Origin of the sequence: Variovorax nitratireducens (genome assembly GCF_051216545.1) — a bacterium.
Taxonomy (GTDB): Bacteria; Pseudomonadota; Gammaproteobacteria; order Burkholderiales; family Burkholderiaceae_C; genus Variovorax.
Genome location: NZ_JBPJZO010000001.1, coordinates 1,045,667 through 1,063,235, shown reverse-complemented (window position 1 = coordinate 1,063,235; position 17,569 = coordinate 1,045,667). Strand labels below are relative to the sequence as shown.

At 68.4% G+C, this 17,569-nt stretch carries 15 protein-coding genes; 9 read left to right on the top strand and 6 right to left on the bottom strand.

What is annotated here, in order from left to right; all coding sequences use genetic code 11:
* Window positions 1–22 precede the first annotated feature (22 nt).
* The 3 genes from ACSFA8_RS05040 to msrA form a co-directional block, all read right to left on the bottom strand.
* Entirely contained in the window at window positions 23–2,116 is a 2,094-nt protein-coding gene (locus ACSFA8_RS05040; RefSeq protein WP_435478386.1) for a TonB-dependent receptor, read from the bottom strand.
* 80 nt (window positions 2,117–2,196) lie between these two features.
* Window positions 2,197–2,565, bottom strand: a complete 369-nt coding sequence (locus tag ACSFA8_RS05035; RefSeq protein ID WP_435478385.1) for a hypothetical protein — start codon at window positions 2,563–2,565, stop codon at window positions 2,197–2,199.
* Window positions 2,566–2,591: 26 nt separating this feature from the next.
* Entirely contained in the window at window positions 2,592–3,143 is a 552-nt protein-coding gene (msrA, locus tag ACSFA8_RS05030; protein ID WP_435478384.1) for a peptide-methionine (S)-S-oxide reductase MsrA, read from the bottom strand.
* Between the two features lie 104 nt (window positions 3,144–3,247).
* Here msrA and ACSFA8_RS05025 point away from each other — a divergent pair, with 104 nt between their 5' ends.
* From ACSFA8_RS05025 to ACSFA8_RS05000, 6 genes are all read left to right on the top strand, one after another.
* Window positions 3,248–3,925 carry a TetR/AcrR family transcriptional regulator gene (locus tag ACSFA8_RS05025; RefSeq protein ID WP_435478383.1) on the top strand — a complete coding sequence of 226 codons (678 nt, stop codon included), beginning with the start codon at window positions 3,248–3,250 and terminating at the stop codon, window positions 3,923–3,925.
* Window positions 3,922–5,112, top strand: a complete 1,191-nt coding sequence (locus ACSFA8_RS05020) for an efflux RND transporter periplasmic adaptor subunit (protein ID WP_435478382.1) — start codon at window positions 3,922–3,924, stop codon at window positions 5,110–5,112. Before ACSFA8_RS05025 ends, ACSFA8_RS05020 begins: the two co-directional genes overlap by 4 nt.
* Window positions 5,113–5,123: 11 nt before the next feature.
* Window positions 5,124–8,339 carry an efflux RND transporter permease subunit gene (locus ACSFA8_RS05015; RefSeq protein WP_435478381.1) on the top strand — a complete coding sequence of 1,072 codons (3,216 nt, stop codon included), beginning with the start codon at window positions 5,124–5,126 and terminating at the stop codon, window positions 8,337–8,339.
* A gap of 17 nt (window positions 8,340–8,356) precedes the next feature.
* Window positions 8,357–9,040, top strand: a complete 684-nt coding sequence (locus tag ACSFA8_RS05010; protein ID WP_435478380.1) for a protein-L-isoaspartate O-methyltransferase family protein — start codon at window positions 8,357–8,359, stop codon at window positions 9,038–9,040.
* Window positions 9,041–9,167: 127 nt separating this feature from the next.
* A complete protein-coding gene (locus ACSFA8_RS05005) occupies window positions 9,168–9,506 on the top strand; it encodes a rhodanese-like domain-containing protein (protein ID WP_435478379.1) in 339 nt (112 codons plus the stop codon).
* Window positions 9,507–9,526: 20 nt separating this feature from the next.
* Window positions 9,527–11,038 (top strand): TolC family outer membrane protein, encoded by a 1,512-nt coding sequence (locus tag ACSFA8_RS05000; RefSeq protein ID WP_435478378.1) that lies wholly within the window; start codon window positions 9,527–9,529, stop codon window positions 11,036–11,038.
* Between the two features lie 27 nt (window positions 11,039–11,065).
* Here the strand turns inward: ACSFA8_RS05000 and ACSFA8_RS04995 are convergent, their stop codons facing one another.
* Entirely contained in the window at window positions 11,066–12,397 is a 1,332-nt protein-coding gene (locus ACSFA8_RS04995) for a 3-deoxy-D-manno-octulosonic acid transferase (RefSeq protein WP_435478377.1), read from the bottom strand.
* A gap of 5 nt (window positions 12,398–12,402) precedes the next feature.
* Window positions 12,403–13,785, bottom strand: coding sequence for a phosphomannomutase/phosphoglucomutase (locus ACSFA8_RS04990; RefSeq protein ID WP_435478376.1), 1,383 nt, complete (start codon window positions 13,783–13,785; stop codon window positions 12,403–12,405).
* A 111-nt stretch (window positions 13,786–13,896) separates the two neighbouring features.
* Here ACSFA8_RS04990 and ACSFA8_RS04985 point away from each other — a divergent pair, with 111 nt between their 5' ends.
* From ACSFA8_RS04985 to ACSFA8_RS04975, 3 genes are read left to right on the top strand one after another with little or no spacing between them, the layout of a single operon-like run.
* Window positions 13,897–15,456 (top strand): DNA-3-methyladenine glycosylase 2 family protein, encoded by a 1,560-nt coding sequence (locus ACSFA8_RS04985; RefSeq protein ID WP_435478375.1) that lies wholly within the window; start codon window positions 13,897–13,899, stop codon window positions 15,454–15,456.
* 15 nt (window positions 15,457–15,471) lie between these two features.
* Window positions 15,472–15,972, top strand: coding sequence for a methylated-DNA--[protein]-cysteine S-methyltransferase (locus ACSFA8_RS04980; protein ID WP_435478374.1), 501 nt, complete (start codon window positions 15,472–15,474; stop codon window positions 15,970–15,972).
* 20 nt (window positions 15,973–15,992) lie between these two features.
* The gene (locus tag ACSFA8_RS04975) at window positions 15,993–16,931 is read left to right on the top strand and encodes a DMT family transporter (RefSeq protein WP_435478464.1); all 939 of its coding nucleotides are present in this window, start codon (window positions 15,993–15,995) and stop codon (window positions 16,929–16,931) included.
* Here ACSFA8_RS04975 and ACSFA8_RS04970 read toward each other — a convergent pair.
* On the bottom strand, window positions 16,903–17,562 hold the full coding sequence (locus ACSFA8_RS04970; RefSeq protein WP_435478373.1) for a DUF1345 domain-containing protein: 660 nt from the start codon (window positions 17,560–17,562) through the stop codon (window positions 16,903–16,905). The two genes, ACSFA8_RS04975 and ACSFA8_RS04970, sit on opposite strands and share 29 nt — an antisense overlap.
* Window positions 17,563–17,569 lie beyond the last annotated feature (7 nt).

The window sequence follows — 17,569 nt, the reverse complement described above, 5'->3', positions numbered from 1 at the left end:
GCGCCCCGAAAAACGCCGGAGACTAGAAATTCACCCGCAACCCGACCTTCAAAGTCCGCCCCGGCAGCGGCGCATCCGGATACACCGTCGTCGTCAGGATCGACGTCGCCGTGTAAGCCAGCTTGTTGGTGATGTTGTCGACGCGCGCATACCAGGTCAGCGCCGCGCGCTGCACCTTCATGCGATAGCTGATCGATGCGTTCCACAGCGTGTACGCATCCGTCTCGCGTGCGCCGACCAACGGCACTCGACGTTGCGCGGCGTTGTGGTCGAAACCGAGGCGCGCACTCCACGGCCCGTTGCCGTAGACCAGCGTGGCGCCCACCCGCACCGGCGCGATGCGTGGCAGCGGCTCGCCCGTGTCGGTGTTGGTCGCTCGCACCAGGTCGCCGCGCCATTCGAGGTCGAGCGTCGAGCCATCGTCGGCGCGGGCGAAACCATCACGGCCGAGCAACTGCAGGTTGCCGCTGGCCTCGATGCCGGTGAAGCGCGCCCGCACCCCGCTGTAGACATATTCGGCCAGCGTATCGGTGGCCGCAGGGTCGGTCACGACATTGCCTTCCTCGTCGCGCTGGTTGCCGCTCGCGGTCAGGCCGATGTAGTTGCGAAAACGCGTGACATACGCGTTGACGCCGGCGCGGTTGGCGCCCGACTTCCACTGCGCGCCCAGATCGAAGCCGACCGACTTCTCCTTCTGCAGCGACGGGTCGCCAACCTCCCACGCCGCTGTCGCGACGTGCGGGCCGTTGGCGAACAGCTCGTAGTCCTTCGGCGCACGCTCGGTGTAGGCCAGGTTGGACGTCAGTTGCCACTGCGGCGTGAGGTTGACCAGGGCGCCGAGTGCCGCGCTGTGCGGGTTGAAGCTGCGCTCGCCCACCGCGAAGCGCGTGATCTCCGGATCGTCCGGATAGCCGAGCGACCTGACCTTGACCTGCTCGGTGCGGGCGCCAAAGCTCAGCTTGCCCCACGGCATGCCGAGTTCCTCGTGCACGAACAGCGCGTTGGCCCGCGTGCGGCTGTGCGGCGCAAAGGCTTCTTCACCATCGGCCGAAAAGCGGTTGCGTTCGCTCGTGAAACCGATCAACCCTTCGAGGTTGCCGATCTTCTGGTGCCGCGCCTCGATGCGAAGGTCGCTGCTCTTGTTGGCGAAGGTGGTGCCGGCGGTGCCGCCTTCGTATTCGGTGTGGCGGTAGTCGGTGCTGCTGAGCTTGGCATGCACGCTCGTGAAGAAGCCGCCCGGGCGCCACTCGCCTTCGAGCGCATAGCGATCCGACTTCATGCCGATCGTCACATCGTCCTCGGCCACGGTGCCGTAGGTGCTGCGGTAGGTGCTGGCCGAGGCGCCGATGTAGCCCCGATCGAAGAACAGCGAGCCGCCGACCGCACCGCCGCGCGCCTCGTTCGCCGAATTGCAGATGCGGCGCGCCAGCCAGGGCGAGCCGGGCTTGCTGCAGCCGAGCTCGATCGGCACGGCCACATCGTCCGAACGGCGGTCGAACGCATCCACATGCAGTGCATAGCGGTCATTGCCGCCCTCGAGCACCACGCCGCCGCTCTTCTCCTTGTTGCCGGTGGCATAGCCCAGGTCAGCACGGCCGCCGAAGCCGTTGATCGGCTCGCTCGGAATGCGGTTGTCGATGATGTTGACCACACCGCCGACCGCGCTGCCGCCGTACTGCAGCGCCGACGGGCCGCGCAGCACCTCGACGCGTTCCGTGACCAGCGCATCGACCGGCACCGCGTGGTCGTAGCTCAGCGCCGAGGCATCGGGCGCACCCCCGCCGTTCTGCAGGATGCGGATGCGATCGCCGTCCTGTCCGCGAACGATGGGCCGGCTCGCGTTCGGGCCGAAGTAGCTGCTGCTCACGCCGGGCAGTCCGTCCAGCGTCTCGCCGAGCGTGGATTGCGAGCGCAGCAGCAGCGCATCGCCCGACAGCGAGGTGGTCGGCGCGATCAGTTCGGCGCCACCGAGCGGGTTGCCGGTGACGGTGATTTCCTTCAGGGTGGGTGCCGCATCGGCCGGTGCGGGTTCGGTTTGCTGGGCGCTGGCGACCAGCGAGGCGAGGGACAGGATGGCAACGCCCACGGCGTTGCGATGGAAGACAAAGGGGGTCATGGTGAAAACTCGTTGAATCAATACGCTGCCGGCCGCGGCCCCGGGCAAGAGGGCGCAACAACCGGAAAGTCAGAGGGGATTCAGCGAGAAGAAGGCGGGCCGCGCGCGTCGAACAGCGCAACCCATCGGGCCAGTGCCTGGCCCTCGAGAAAGTCGAAAACGGCCACTGGCAGCACCAGCGGCAACACCATCATCGGCACGCCGAGAGCGGCCGGGCCGTGGGCCAGTTGATCGTAGAGCCGGCAGTCGGCGTCTTCATGATGCGGGCCGAACAGCGCGGCGATCCAATTGCCGTGACTGTGCGTCTGGGCGGCGGCAGAAGCCTGCTGCACCGTCGCATGCGGCGCACCGGGCACATGCACTGCGCGGTGCACCAACCCCAGCGTGCCGGCCACCCACAGCGCCACCGCGAGCGCGACGAGCAGTGCGGCCTGGCGGCTGCGGGACATGAAGGGGCTGGCTTGCAAGGGAACGCTCAGTCTTTGACCCGGGCGGCGAAAGTCTTCCTGAACTTCTCGACCTTGGGCCCGACCACGAAGGCGCAGTAGCCCTGGTTCGGATTGTTCAGGAAGTAGTCCTGGTGGTAGGCCTCGGCGGTCGAGTAACCGGCGAGTGGCACCACCTCGGTGACGATCGGTGAATGGTAGGTCTTGCTCTCGACCATCTCGCGGATCACCGACTGCGCCACCTCGCGCTGCGCCTCGCTGGTGGTGTAGATGCCGCTGCGGTACTGCGTGCCGGTGTCGTTGCCCTGGCGGTTCAGGGTGGTGGGGTCGTGCACGACGAAAAAGATCTCGAGAATCTCGCGCAAGGTGATCTGGGCAGTATCGAACTGAACCTTGACCACTTCCACCGCACCGGTGCGGCCGCTGCAAACCTGCTCGTAGGTCGGGTTCGGCACCTGGCCATTGCAATAGCCCGATTCCACATCGGTCACGCCCTGCACCCGGTCGAACACGGCCTCAGTGCACCAGAAGCAGCCGCCGCCAAGGACGATGGTTTCAGTGGCGGGAACAGGAGACGACATGACAAAACTCCGGAGAGGGTAAAAAGCGCGAGCCCGGTATTGTGGCGGCTTGACGGCTGGCATGGCGCTCACTACATTACTAACCCGTCAGTCATTAACTTTCCATGCCCACTCCCCGCTTTCTTGCCGACAAGCTGTGCCCCGTGCGCGCCAAGCGCGAACGCCGCAAGGAGGCGCGTCCCGGCGAGCTGCTGGAAGCGGCGCTCGACCTGTTCGTCGAGAAGGGCTTTGCCGCCACGCGCTCCGAAGAGGTGGCGGCGCGGGCCGGGGTTTCCAAGGGCACGCTGTTTCTCTACTTCCCGAGCAAGGAAGAACTCTTCAAGGCCGTGATCCGCGAGAACCTCTCGGGTCGCTTTGGTGAGTGGAACCAGGAGTTCGAGGCCTTCGAAGGCAGCACGCCCGACATGCTGCGCTACGTGATGCGCGTCTGGTGGGAGCGGGTCGGCTCGACCAAGGTGTCGGGCATCACCAAGCTCATGATGAGCGAGGGTGGCAACTTCCCGGAACTGGCCAGGTTCTACCAGACCGAAGTGGTGCAACCCGGCCATGAACTGCTGCGCCGCGTGATCCGACGCGGCATCGAGCGCGGCGAGTTCAAGGGGGTCGACGTCGACCTCGCGATCTACACCGTGCTGGCACCGATGATCTTTCTCATGCTGTCCAAACACTCGGGCAACATCTGCATGGATCCCGGGGTCGAGCTGGATCCCGAAAAGTACATCACCCTGCAGGCCGAAACCCTGCTGGGCGGCCTTTGCACCCCGGACGGGAGCCGCGCATGAAACGAGCCTGGTGGCGCTGGACGCTGGCGGCGCTGGTGCTACTGCTGATTGCCGGCGCGGTGCTGCGCGCTGTGTCGGCGCGCAAGGCCCAACAGGCTGCAGTGGCCACCGCTGCCGCGAAGCCGGCAGAAACCGAAGTGGTGTTGAGCGCGGCCGAGGTCGTGCGCGCGGGGCCGCGCGCGCTGGCGCAAACGCTGCCAGTGTCGGGCACGCTGCGGGCGGTCGACTGGGCCGTGGTCAAGGCACGCGTTGCCGGCGAGCTCATGGATCTCACGGTGCGCGAGGGCGACACCGTCACTGCCGGACAGGTGATCGCGCGCATCGACCCGGTCGAATACACCTCGCGCGTGCGCCAGGCGCAGGAACAGGCTGATTCTGCTGCCGCCCAGGCCGACGTGGCGCAGCGCACCTTCGACAACAACCAGGCGCTGGTGGACCAGGGCTTCATCTCGCGCACCGCGCTCGACACTTCGCAGTCCAACCTCAACGCCGCGCGCTCGACGCACCGCGCTGCGCTCGCGGCCGTGGAGGTGGCGCGCAAGTCGCTGAACGACACGGTGCTCAAGAGCCCGATCACCGGCCAGGTGGCGCAACGCCTGGCGCAGCCGGGCGAGCGCATCGCCGTCGAGGGCCGCGTGATCGAGGTGGTCGACCTGAGCCGCATCGAGGTCGAGGCCACGCTGGCCGCGGCCGACTCTGTCGCGGTGCGGGTCGGCCAGCGCGCCACGCTGCAGATTGAAGGCAGTGCCCTTGCTGCGACGCCCGGCGAGCGCCGCGTCGACGCCAGCGTGGTGCGCGTGAACCCGAGCGCGCAGGCCGGCAGCCGCAGCGTGCTGGTCTACCTGCGGCTCGACAGCGCCGCCGGATTTCGCCAGGGCCTGTTCGCGCAGGGCAGCATCGACGTGGGGCGCAGCACGGCGCTGGCCCTGCCGCTGACCGCAGTGCGCATCGACAAGCCGGCGCCCTATGTGCAGGCCCTGGTCGATGGCCGCGTCGTGCACCGGCCGGTGCAGACCGGGCAGCGCGGCCAGCTCGACGGCCAGACCTTCGTGGCGGTGAGCGGCATCGAGGACGGCACGCTGGTCGTGGCCGGCAGCATCGGCCCGCTGCGCGAAGGCACGCGGGTGAAACTGGCCGCGGCAGCGGCAGCGGCCGCTGCGCCCGCGCCGGCGCGCGCCGCGCCCTGAGCGACACCCCCATGTGGTTCACCCGCGTCAGCCTCCGCAACCCGGTGTTCGCGACCATGCTGATGCTGGCGCTGGTGGTGCTCGGCATCTTTTCGTACCAGCGGCTGCAGGTCGACCAGTTTCCGAACATCGACTTTCCGGTGGTGGTGGTCATCACGGAATACCCCGGTGCGTCACCCGAAATCGTCGAGAGCGAGGTCACGAAGAAGGTTGAGGAAGGCGTCAACTCGATCGCCGGCATCAACGCCCTCACCTCGCGCAGCTACGAAGGCCAGTCGGTCGTCATCATCGAATTCCAGTTGTACGTCGACGGGCGCAAGGCGGCCGACGACGTGCGCGAAAAGGTGGCCGCAGTGCGTCCGCTGTTCCGCGACGAGGTGAAAGACCCGCGCGTACTGCGCTTCGACCCGGCGTCGCGTCCCGTGTGGTCGGTCGCCGTGCTGCCCGATCCGGCGGTGAAGCAGCAGCCGAGTGCGGTAGAGCTCACCAACTGGGCCGACCAGGTGCTGAAGAAGCGGCTTGAAAACGTACGCGGCGTCGGCTCCGTCACGCTGGTGGGCGGCACCAAACGCGAGATCAACCTCTACCTGAACCCGCAGGCGATGGAAGCGCTCGGTGTCAGTGCCGACCAGGTGGTGAACGCGGTGCGCAGCGAGAACCAGGCGCTGCCGGTGGGCTCGGTGCGCTCGCTCGAACAGGATCGCGTGGTGCAGATCGATGCCCGGATGGAGCGGCCGGAAGACTTCGGCAAGATCATCGTCACGCGCAAGGGTGGCGCACCGATCCGCGTCGAGCAGGTTGCGCGCGTGGCCGACGGCGCGCAGGAAATCGACAGCCTCGCGCTCTACAACGGCCAGCGCACGCTGCTGCTGTCGGTGCAGAAGGCGCAGGACGAGAACACCATCGGCGTGGTCGACGGGCTGGTCAAGGCCATCGCAGAGATCCGGCCGCAACTGCCGCCGGGCGTGCTGCTGGAGCCGATCGGCGACGCTTCGCGCCAGATCCGCGTCGGCGTGAAGAACGTGCGGCAGACGCTGATCGAAGGCGCGCTGCTCACCGTGCTGATCGTGTTCCTGTTCCTCAATTCGTGGCGCTCGACCGTGATCACCGGGCTGACCCTGCCGATCGCGCTGATTGGCACTTTCTGGTTCATGCAGATGTTCGGCTTCACCATCAACATGGTGACGCTGATGGCGCTGTCGCTGTGCGTCGGCCTGCTGATCGACGACGCGATCGTGGTGCGCGAAAACATCGTGCGCCATGTGCAGATGGGCAAGGCGCCGTTCCAGGCCGCGCTCGACGGCACCCAGGAAATCGGCCTCGCCGTGCTGGCCACCACGCTCTCGATCGTGGCGGTGTTCCTGCCGATCGGTTTCATGGGCGGCATCATCGGCAAGTTCTTCCACGAGTTCGGCATCACCATCGTGGCGGCCGTGCTGATCTCGATGTTCGTGAGCTTCACGCTCGACCCGATGCTCTCGAGCATCTGGCACGACCCCGCGATCGACAAGCAGGGCAAGCGCGAAGCGCCCGTGAGCTTCTACGACAAGACCATCGGCCGCGTCACCGGCTGGTTCGACGACGCCACCGAGAAGCTGGGTGCGGCCTACCAGGGCATCCTGCGCTGGTCGCTCGGCCACAAGCTCGCCACGGTGCTGGCCGCGCTCGGCATCTTCGTCGGGAGCGTGTTCATGGTGCCGCTGCTCGGCACCGAGTTCGTGCCCAAGGCCGACTTCTCCGAAACCGCCATCAACTTCTACACGCCGGTCGGCTCGTCGCTCGAAGTAACCGAAGCCAAGGCGCGCCAGGTCGAAGGCATCCTGCGCGAGATGCCCGAGGTGCGGTACACGCTCACCACCCTCAACACCGGCGACGCGCAGGGCAAGATGTACGCGAGCATCTACGTGCGGCTGGTCGACCGGAAGGATCGCAGCCGCAGCGTCGATGCGATGTCGGCCGTGCTGCGCGAACGCTTGCGCACGGTGCCGGGCATCACCGTCACCCACGTGGGCCTGCGCGATTCGGTCGGCGGCAACAAGGCGATCGAGTTCTCGCTGCAGGGCCCCGACCTGAAAGAGCTGGAACGCCTCACGCAGCTGGTGACCGAGCGCATCCGCGGCGTGCCCGGCCTGGTCGACCTGGACTCCAGCCTCAAGCCGAACAAGCCGACGGTCAACATCGTGGTGCGGCGCGATGCGGCGTCCGACCTCGGCCTCGGCGTGGCGCCGATCGCGAGCGCGCTGCGCACGCTGGTGGCCGGTACCACGGTCGGCAACTGGCGCGCGCCCGACGACCAGACCTACGACGTCAACGTGCGGCTCGCGCCCGAAGTGCGCAACGCACCGGCCGACCTGGCGCGGCTGCCCTTCGTGAGCACCACGATGGGCGCCAACGCCGACGGCAGCAGCCGCATCGTGCGCCTGCAGCAGGTGGCCGACGTGCGCGAAGCTACCGGCCCGAATCAGATCAACCGCCGCGCGCTGGCGCGCGAAGTCTCGATCAATGCCAACACCGGCGGCCGCTCGGCTGGTGAAGTGTCGGCCGACATCCGCGCCGCGCTCGAAGGCATCGCCTTTCCGCCCGGCTACGGCTGGCAGTTCAGCGGCGCCACCAAGAACATGCAGGAGTCGTTCGGCTATGCGGTCTCGGCGCTGGCGCTGGCGATCATCTTCATCTACATGATCCTGGCCAGCCAGTTCAAGAGCTTCCTGCAGCCACTGGCGCTGATGACCGCCCTGCCGCTCACGCTGATCGGCGTGGTGCTGGCGCTGCTGATGTTCCGCTCGACGCTGTCGATGTTCTCGATCATCGGCATCGTGATGCTGATGGGCCTGGTCACCAAGAACGCGATCCTGCTGGTGGACTTTGCGATCCGTGCGCGCGAGCCGGGCACCGCGCCGGACGGCAGCAGCGTGCCCGGCCTGCCGCGCGCCGAGGCCCTGCTGCTGGCCGCGCGCGTGCGGCTGCGCCCGATCCTGATGACTACGCTGGCGATGATTTTCGGCATGGTGCCGCTAGCGTTTGCGCTCAGCGAAGGCGCCGAGCAGCGCGCACCGATGGGCCAGGCCGTGATCGGCGGGGTGATCACCTCGTCCCTGCTGACGCTGGTGGTGGTGCCGGTCGTGTACTGCTACCTCGACGACCTGGGCGCCTGGGCCAAACGGCATTGGCACCGTGCGCCGGCGCTGCCGCTGGGCGCGCCACCTAAAATCAAGGGTTTGTCCTGACCCGACGGAGAAAGACCATGAACCCCAACGCCAACCCCACCCTCGCGCACCTGCGCTTCAACATGATCGAGCAGCAGATCCGTCCCTGGGACGTGCACGATCCGGCCATCCTCGCGCTGCTGGCCGAGATCCGGCGCGAGGACTACGTGCCCCAGGCCCATCGCGCGCTGGCCTTCTTCGACATGGAACTGCCACTGGGCGACGGCAGCGTGCCCGGCGAAACCATGCTGGCGCCCAAGATCGAGGCCCGCACGCTGCACGACCTGCATGTGCAAAAGCATGAAACTGTGCTCGAAATCGGCACCGGCTCCGGCTTCATGGCCGCCCTGCTCGCGCACCGCGCCGCCCGCGTGCTGACGCTCGAAATCAACCCCGCGCTGGCCGCCAGCGCCGCCGAAACGCTGCGCCGCAACGGCGTGGGCAATGTCGAGGTGCGCAACGCCGACGGCTCGAAGCCGCTGCCGAGCGGCCCGAGCTTCGACGTGATCGTGCTCAGCGGCTCGGTCGCGAAGATTCCGCAAGGCCTGCTGGGCTCGCTCAACATCGGTGGCCGCCTGGTAGCGATCGTCGGCGAGGAACCCATGATGCGCACCCACATCGTCACCCGCACCGGCGAAGGTCAGTGGTCGACCGCCCAGCCCTGGGACACCGTGGCGCCGCGTCTGCTGAACTTCCCCGAGCCGTCGCGCTTCACGTTTTGATGTTCACCCCCAGCCTTCGCGCACTTCGTGTCGCTTCGCCAACCCCCTCTCCGGGGGCGACACCAGCGGCCCGGCAGAGCCGGTTCCGCGGTGTCCCGCGTACGTGCATTCATGGAGGAATAACGCCGTGATCGATCAGGTTCTTCCTGCTGACCTGGCTGCATGGTTCGCGGTCGACCCAGCCGCCCCACCGGTGCTGCTGGACGTGCGCGAGCCGTGGGAACGGCAGACCGCCAGCGTCACGCCGGCCGGCTTCACGCTGCTGGCTATTCCCATGAACGAAGTTCCGGCCCGCCTGGCCGAACTCGACGCCGGCCAGCGCGTGGCCTGCCTCTGCCATCACGGCGCGCGCAGCCAGCGCGTGGCCATGTTCCTGAACCAGAACGGATTCGATGCACTGGCCAATGTGGCCGGCGGCATCGACGCCTGGTCGATGCAGCACGACCCCGCCGTGCCGCGCTATTGAATTTTTCAAGGACTCTTTTCATGACCGTGTTCCGGCTTCTCCCCCTTGCGGCAGCGCTTTCGATGGCGCTGGCCCTGCCGGCCCACGGCCAGAGCCTGATTGAGCTGTACGAAGCGGCGCGTGGCTACGACGCCACCTACCAGGCCGCGCGCGCGCAGTACGACGCGAGCGTGGCGCGGGCGGCCCAGGCCAAGGCGGGCATCCTTCCGGCGGTCGGCCTCTCGGCCGGCGCCACGCACACCAACCTCGACATCGACACGCCGTCGGCCGATATCTCGCGCAAGCTCAACACGCAGACGGCCGGCGTCAACGCCACCCAGCCGCTCTACCGCCCGGCCAACTGGGCGACCTATGAACAGGGCAAGCGCCAGGCAGACATCGCGCAGGCCGTGCTGATCGCCGCCGACCAGGACATCGTGGTGCGCGTGAGCCAGGCCTACTTCGACGTGCTGGCCAGCCAGGACAGCCTGGCCCTGGTGCGGGCGCAGAAAGTCGCGGTGGCCGAGCAGCTTGCTTCGGCCAAGCGCAACTTCGAGGTCGGCACCTCCACCATCACCGATTCGCGCGAAGCCCAGGCCCGCTACGACCTCGTGATCGCGCAGGAGATCGCGGCCGAGAACGACCTGCAGGTAAAGAAGATCGTGCTCGACCAGCTGGTCGGCCGCATCGGCACCGTGCCGACGCCACTGGCCGCGCCGGTCGCGCTGCCGGTACTGCTGCCGGCCGACATCAACGCCTGGGTGGCGCAGGCCGACGCCGCGCACCCCTCGATCCAGCAGGCGCGGCTCGCGGTCGACGTGGCCGGGCTCGAAGTGCAGAAGGCCGAGGCCGGCCACAAGCCAACCATCGATGCACAGCTCGGCTACAACGTCAGCAACAACCCGCAGGGGACCAGCACCAGCACCGGCAAATCGCGCATCGGCGCCGCCAGCGTGGGCGTGGTGTTCAGCATGCCGCTGTTCGCCGGCTTCGCGACTGAAAACCGCATCAAGGAAACGCTGGCGCTCGAAGAGCAGTCGAAGCAGGTGCTCGAATCCACGCGCCGCAGCGTGACGCAGGCCACGCGCGCCGCCTACCTCGGCCTCGTGTCGGGTGCCGGCCAGGTCAAGGCGCTGGAAGCGGCCGAGTCGTCGAGCCAGAGCGCGCTCGACGCCAACCGGCTCGGCTACCAGGTCGGCGTGCGCATCAACATCGACGTGCTCAATTCGCAGAGCCAGCTGTTCCAGACCAAGCGCGACCTGGCACAGGCGCGCTACAACGTGCTATTGGGCAATCTGAAGCTGCGCCAGGCCAACGGCACGCTGACCGAGAACGACCTGCAGGCCATCAACGCCACCCTGGCCGCACCCGGCAGCGCGGCGGCGGCGGCCTCGGCCAATGCCCCGTCGGCCGCGACGCAGAGCCCGGTGCCCGTGGCACCCACCACCATTCCGACCGTGCCACCCGTGCCCCAGCAGCCGTTCAACCCCACACCGCCGGTGATGCCCTCGCCGCCTCCACCGCCGGTGATCGTGAATCCGCCGGTGCGCTGACGCGGACGATCCCGCGCAAGCGCTGACCTACTGCACCTGCCGGGCCGGCACCGCAATCGCCAGCAGCGCAGCCGCCGTGCGCTGCGCAGCACCGCGATTGGACGACGAGAACGCGAGCGCGGCCTGCACCATGGCGTCGTGACGCGCCGGGTCGGCCACCAGCGCAAGCGCAACCTTCACGGCATGTTCCATGTCGGGCACGCGTTGCGCGGCACCGGCCGCGAGCGATAGCTCGGCGGCTTCGGCGAAGTTGAAGGTCGACGGGCCCATCACCACCGGGCAGCCGCAGGCGGCCGCTTCGATCAGGTTCTGGCCACCGAGCGGCTCGAAGCTGCCGCCGAGCAACGCGACGTGGGCCAGGCCGTAGTACAGCGCCATCTCGCCCAGCGAATCGCCGAGCCAGATTTCGGCGTCGCCGGGCTCTTCGCCCGCCGTGCTGCGGCGCGCCACCGCGAAGCCGTGGGCCTCGACCAGCGCGGCCACCTCGTCGAAGCGCTGCGGGTGGCGCGGCACGATCATCCATTGCACGTCGTGCACCCGCTTGGCGATCGAGTTGACGGCCGCCTGCACCGGTGGCACGGGCGCGGTGGCGCCGAAGCGCTTGAGCACCTCGAGGAACTGCCGCTCCTCCCCATCGCGCGAACTCGCGAACACCACCACCGGCTTGGGAAGCCTGGCACGAAGGGTGGCGGCGGCCACGAGCTGGCGCGTCTCGGGCGCAGCGTCGAACTTCATGTTGCCGAACACGCCTGCAACCTTGGCGCCGAGCGACACCAGGCGGTGCGAATCGGCTTCGGTCTGCGCCCACACGGCGGCGAGCGCCGAGTAGGCCGGCCGCGCGAGCCAGCCGAGTCGCTCGGCGGACGCGAGCGACTTTTCGTTCAGCCGCGCGTTGGCCAGCACCAGCGGAATGCCGCGCTCGGCGCAGGCGGCCGTCATCTCGGGCCAGACCTCGGTTTCCATCAGCACGCCGATGCGCGGCGCAAAGCGATCCAGAAAACGCGCGACGGCCGAAGGCGTGTCCCACGGCTGCCAGACCTGGATGTCGCCGGTCTGGAGCAGCTTGGCGCCCTCCTCGCGGCCGGTGGCAGTGCCGTGTGTGAGCAGCAGGCGGATGCCGGGTGCCTGGCGCCGCAGTTCGTCGATGAGGATCGCGGCAGCGCGTGCCTCGCCAAGCGACACCGCATGGATCCAGCACCAGTCGGTGCCGGCCGGCGTGGTCGGGTAGTGGCCGAATCGCTCTTCCATCGCCATCGCATAGCCGGGCTCGACCACGGCGCGGCGCCGCAGCTTGCGGCGAACGAGCGGCTGCATCAACCAGGTGGCCGCGCCGTAGAGGCGCAGGGACAGCGAACGCATGCGGCTCAGTGGGCGGCCTCTGCGAGCGTGGCGTCGGGTTTGACGGTCTTGAGAAGCGTCAGCATCCGGTCCTGGATGCGGTGCAGCGCGGCGTCGGTCTGTCCTTCGAAGCGCATCACCAGCACCGGCGTGGTGTTCGACGCACGGATCAGGCCGAAACCATCGGGCCAGTCGACACGCAGGCCATCGATGGTCGAGACCTGGGCCGGCGCGTCGAAGCGCGCGGTCTTGACCAGCGTATCGACCAGCCCGTGCGGCTCGCCTTCGGCGCACTGCACGTTGAGCTCGGGCGTCGAGAAGCTGGTGGGCAGGCCGTTGAGCACCACGTTGCCGTCGGGGCTCTTGCTGAGGATTTCGAGCAGGCGGCAACCGGCGTAGGTGCCGTCGTCGAAGCCGAACCAGCGCTCCTTGAAGAAGATGTGGCCGCTCATCTCGCCGCCGAGCGGCGAATCGAGTTCCTTCATCTTCGCCTTGATCAGCGAATGGCCGGTCTTGTAGATCATGGCCACGCCGCCGGCCGCTTCGATTGCCGGGCCGAGGCGCTGGGAGCACTTCACGTCGTAGATGATGGTGCCGCCCGGCACGCGCGACAGCACGTCCTGCGCGAACAGTTGCATCTGGCGGTCCGGAAAGATGTTCTGGCCGTCCTTGGTGACGATGCCGAGGCGGTCGCCATCGCCGTCGAAGGCCAGGCCGAGTTCGGCATCGCCCTTCTGCAGTGCGGCGATCAGGTCTTTCAGGTTGTCGGGCTTGCTCGGGTCGGGATGGTGGTTGGGAAAGTTGCCGTCGACCTCGCTGAAGAGTTCGGTCACTTCGCAGCCGATCGCGCGGAAGATGGCCGGCGCCGACGCACCGGCGATGCCGTTGCCCGAATCGACCACGATCTTCATGGGGCGTGACAGCTTGATGTCGCCGACGATGCGTTTCACGTACTCCGGCAGCACGTCGACCTGGCGCACGCTGCCGCCCTCGGCCAGCGTGGCGCTGCCGGCCTCCATCACATGGCGCAGGCCCTGGATCTCGTCGCCGTAGATGGCACGGCCGCCCAACACCATCTTGAAGCCGTTGTAGTCCTTCGGGTTGTGGCTGCCCGTGACCTGGATGCCGCTGCGGCACAGCGTGTGGGCCGCGAAATAGAGCATGGGCGTGGTGACCGCGCCAATGTCGATCACCTCGACGCCAGTGGCCACCAGGCCCTTGATCAGCGCAGCAGCCAGCGAGGGGCCCGACAGGCGTCCGTCGCGCCCCACTGCCACCGTCTTTTCGCCGGCCGCGCGCGCGGCGCTGCCGAAGGCCCGGCCGAGCGCCTCGGCAACGTCGATGTCGAGCGTGGTGGGCACCACGCCGCGAATGTCATAAGCCTTGAAAATCGATGCGCTGAGCTGCATGAAGGGTTCCTTCTGAGTCGGAAAAAGCGAAAGGCATTGTAGGCGGCGCATATATCAGCCAGATGTCCGGAAACGGCTAGTTGCAGAATGGCGCAGACCTATCATCCAGCCATGTCCAACGCCGCCGCGCCGAGCCTCGAAAGCGATGCCTGCTACCTCGCGATGAAGACGCACGACGCCCGCTTCGACGGCACCTTCTTCACCGCCGTCACGTCTACCGGCATCTACTGCCGCCCGGTGTGCCGGGTGAAGCTGCCGCGGCGCGAGAACTGCCGCTTCTTCCGCCATGCGGCGCAATGCGAAGCCGAGGGCTTTCGCCCCTGCCTGCGTTGCCGGCCCGAGCTGGCGCCGCGCGCTGCCAGCTGGTCGATCGAGGATGCCTCGCGCATCCTGGCGCTGCAGGCGGCACGGCTCATCGACGAGCCTGACGCCTGGGCGAACATGGCCCCCACGCTCGGCACTGGCGTGTCCTCGCTGCCCCCCGAGGGGGCGCGTTTTGCCTTGGGGCGGCCCGGCGGCAAAACCGATGGCCCGTCGGTCGCCCAGCTGGCGGCCCGAATGGGCGTGAGCGACCGGCACCTGCGCCGCATCTTCGAAACGCAGTTCGGTGTGTCGCCGCTGCAGTACCTGCAAACGCGCCGGCTGCTGGCGGCCAAGCAACTCATCGCCGACACGCGCCTGCCCATGACGCAGGTGGCGCTGGCCAGCGGCTTTGCGAGCGTGCGGCGCTTCAACGCGGCCTTCGTCGCGCATTACAAGCTCAACCCGAGCGCGTTGCGACGCGCCGGCGCACGCCGCGAGGGCCAGCCGATCGAAGTGCGGCTCGGCTTTCGGCCACCCTACGACAGCGCGGCCATGCTCGGCTTCTTCGAGCGTCGGGCGTTGGGGGGCGTCGAAGTGGCGAACAACGGCACGCTGGCGCGCACGCTGCGCATTGCGCAAGGCGCACGGAGCCACGCGGGCTGGCTGCAGTTGCGCTTCGATGCCGGGCGCGAGCAACTGCTGCTGTCGGTGAGCGATTCGCTCGCGGCCGTGCTGCCGGTCGTCATCAGCCGCGTGCGGGCGATGCTCGACCTCGATGCCGAGCCGATCGCGATCAATGCCGCGCTGCACGCGCACTTTCCGCTGGGCGACGGGCTGCGTGTGCCCGGCACGCTCGACGGCTTCGAGCTCGCGGTGCGCGCCGTGCTGGGCCAGCAGATCACGGTGGCGGCGGCACGCACGCTGGGCACGCGGCTGGTGGCCGCCTTCGGCGAGGCGATCGAGACACCGGTCACGGGCTTGACCCGCCTCTTTCCCGCACCGGCCGCCCTTGCTGCCGCCAGCGGCGATGCGCTCGGTCAGCTCGGCATCGTGCGGCAGCGCCAGGCCGCGTTGCAGGCCATCGCGCGCGAGGTCATGGCCAGCCGGCTCGCGCTGCATGCCGGGGCCGACGTACCGGCCACGCTCGCCGCTCTGCAGGCCTTGCCCGGCATCGGCGACTGGACGGCGCAATACATCGCGATGCGCGCATTGCGCTGGCCCGATGCCTTCCCGGCCGGCGACGTCGCGCTGCAGAAAGCGCTGGGCGCCAGCAGCGCCAAGGCTGCGCACGAGGCTTCGCTCGGCTGGCGCCCCTGGCGCAGCTATGCCGTGCTGCGCGCCTGGCATTCCACCCCTCCAACCCCCTAAGCCCCCTGAGACGCCATGAAGTTCAAGAACCCCACTGCGATCCGCAGCACCCGCGTCGCCAGCCCCCTCGGGGGCATCACGCTCGCCGCCACCGACGACGGCCTGGTCGGCCTCTGGTTCGACGCGCAGCGCCACGCGCCGGACATGACCGGCTGGCAAGCCGACGCCGACCACCCGGTGTTGCGCGAAGCCGCCCGGCAGGTGCGCGACTATTTCGCCGGCACGCGCGCCGCGTTCGATCTGCCGCTTGACCTGTCGCACGGCACCGCGTTCCAGCAGGCCGTGTGGCAGGCGCTCTGCGCCATTGCGCCCGGCAGCACCACCAGCTACGGCGCCCTAAGCGCCGGCATCGGCAAGCCGGCCGCCGTGCGCGCGGTGGGTGCGGCGGTTGGGCGCAACCCGATCAGCGTGATCGTGCCGTGCCACCGTGTGCTCGGCGCCGACGGCGGCCTCACCGGCTACGCGGGTGGGCTCGAGCGCAAGAGCGCGCTGCTCACGCTCGAGGGGGCCCTGTGAGCGAGAACGTCGAAGCCGCCATCCCCACCATCGCTGCGCCGCTCATACCGCCGCGCCGCTGGATCATCGACCTGCTCCTGCTGGCCGCGCTGTGGGGCGCGTCGTTCCTGTTCATGCGCATCGGCGCGGCCGAGTTCGGCGCGCTGCCGACCGCGGCCGTGCGCGTGGCGATCGCCATGCTGTTCCTGCTGCCCTGCCTCTTCATCAGTGGCCAGGGCCCGGCGCTGCGGCAGCACTGGAAGGCGACCACGGTCATCGGCGTGTTCAATTCGGGCCTGCCGTTCGCGCTGTTCTGCTTTGCGCTGCTGGTCGTGCCCACCGGGCTCGCGGCGGTGATCAATGCCACGGTGCCGATGTTCGGTGCGCTGGTGGCATGGGCCTGGTTTCGCGATCGGCCCGACGGCTCGCGGCTGGTCGGCCTGGTTATCGGCTTTGCGGGTGTGGCGATGCTGGCGAGCCGCAGCGCCGGGCCGCACCCCGGCGACGCAGGCTCGGCGCCGCTGTGGGCCGTGCTGGCGTGCCTTGGCGCCTGCCTGAGCTACGGCATTTCGGCGAGCGCCGCGCGGCGCTATCTGGGCGGCATTCCGTCGCTGGCAACGGCCACCGGCAGCCAGATCGGTGCCACGTTGTTCCTCGCGCTGCCGGCCATCTGGTTCTGGCCCACGCACATGCCGAGCCTGCAGGCGTGGCTTGCGCTCACGGTGCTGGGCGTGGCCTGCACAGGCGTCGCCTACATCCTGTTCTTTCGCCTGATCGAACAGGCCGGCCCGGCGCGCGCGCTGACAGTGACCTTTCTGGTGCCGGTGTTCGCTGTGTTCTACGGCGCCGTGTTTCTGCACGAACCGATCACGCCGTGGATGCTGATCTGCGCAGCGGTGATCGTGTGCGGCGTGGCGCTGTCGACCGGCATCGTCAAGCTGCGCCGGCTCGCTACTGCATCGCGCCCGCGACCACGTTGATGCTCAGGGCCAGCACCAGCATGTTGAAGCCGAACGACAGCACGCTGTGCACCAGCGTGATGCGGCGCATGTCGGGCGAGAGGATCTGCACGTCGGACACCTGCGAGGTCATGCCGACCACCAGCGAGTAGTACAGAAAGTCGAAGTAGTCGGGCGGCGCCGTGCCGGGAAAGTCCAGCCCATGCTCGTCCGCCTTGCGGCCTTTTTCGAGGATGTAGTAGCTGTGCGCGTAGTGGAACGCGTAGATGGTGTGGATCATGAGCCACGAGCCCGCCAGCGCCACCAGCGCCAGCGTGATGTGCCCGGCCCGATCCACCCCATCGAGCTGCTTGACCTGCTGCAGCAGCATGGCAATGGCCGCCACGCTCACGCCGACCACCACCAGCATGCTGCAAAGGATCATCACGTTGGGCTGGTCGAGCGACTGCGCCCGCTCACGCGTCTGCTGCGCCGTAAAGGCGGCCGTGAGCCACCATGCCAGCGCCAGGTACACCACCACGCCACAGCACCAGCCCAGCAGCCCGCGCGTCATGCCGTTCAGCGGCAGAGGCAGCAGCCCGACCGCAAGGCCGACCGCGCCGCCGTAGAGCAGACGCTGGGGGCCGGTGGTGGTGGAGAGGTGTTTGCGCATGGTGGGG

What these genes read in the sequence shown, in the direction of transcription:
- ACSFA8_RS05040 (WP_435478386.1), bottom strand. Translation starts at nt 2,116, where the DNA reads ATGACCCCCTTTGTCTTCCATCGCAACGCCGTGGGCGTTGCCATCCTG.
- ACSFA8_RS05035 (WP_435478385.1), bottom strand. Translation starts at nt 2,565, where the DNA reads ATGTCCCGCAGCCGCCAGGCCGCACTGCTCGTCGCGCTCGCGGTGGCG.
- msrA (WP_435478384.1), bottom strand. Translation starts at nt 3,143, where the DNA reads ATGTCGTCTCCTGTTCCCGCCACTGAAACCATCGTCCTTGGCGGCGGC.
- ACSFA8_RS05025 (WP_435478383.1), top strand. Translation starts at nt 3,248, where the DNA reads ATGCCCACTCCCCGCTTTCTTGCCGACAAGCTGTGCCCCGTGCGCGCC.
- ACSFA8_RS05020 (WP_435478382.1), top strand. Translation starts at nt 3,922, where the DNA reads ATGAAACGAGCCTGGTGGCGCTGGACGCTGGCGGCGCTGGTGCTACTG.
- ACSFA8_RS05015 (WP_435478381.1), top strand. Translation starts at nt 5,124, where the DNA reads ATGTGGTTCACCCGCGTCAGCCTCCGCAACCCGGTGTTCGCGACCATG.
- ACSFA8_RS05010 (WP_435478380.1), top strand. Translation starts at nt 8,357, where the DNA reads ATGAACCCCAACGCCAACCCCACCCTCGCGCACCTGCGCTTCAACATG.
- ACSFA8_RS05000 (WP_435478378.1), top strand. Translation starts at nt 9,527, where the DNA reads ATGACCGTGTTCCGGCTTCTCCCCCTTGCGGCAGCGCTTTCGATGGCG.
- ACSFA8_RS04995 (WP_435478377.1), bottom strand. Translation starts at nt 12,397, where the DNA reads ATGCGTTCGCTGTCCCTGCGCCTCTACGGCGCGGCCACCTGGTTGATG.
- ACSFA8_RS04990 (WP_435478376.1), bottom strand. Translation starts at nt 13,785, where the DNA reads ATGCAGCTCAGCGCATCGATTTTCAAGGCTTATGACATTCGCGGCGTG.
- ACSFA8_RS04985 (WP_435478375.1), top strand. Translation starts at nt 13,897, where the DNA reads ATGTCCAACGCCGCCGCGCCGAGCCTCGAAAGCGATGCCTGCTACCTC.
- ACSFA8_RS04980 (WP_435478374.1), top strand. Translation starts at nt 15,472, where the DNA reads ATGAAGTTCAAGAACCCCACTGCGATCCGCAGCACCCGCGTCGCCAGC.
- ACSFA8_RS04970 (WP_435478373.1), bottom strand. Translation starts at nt 17,562, where the DNA reads ATGCGCAAACACCTCTCCACCACCACCGGCCCCCAGCGTCTGCTCTAC.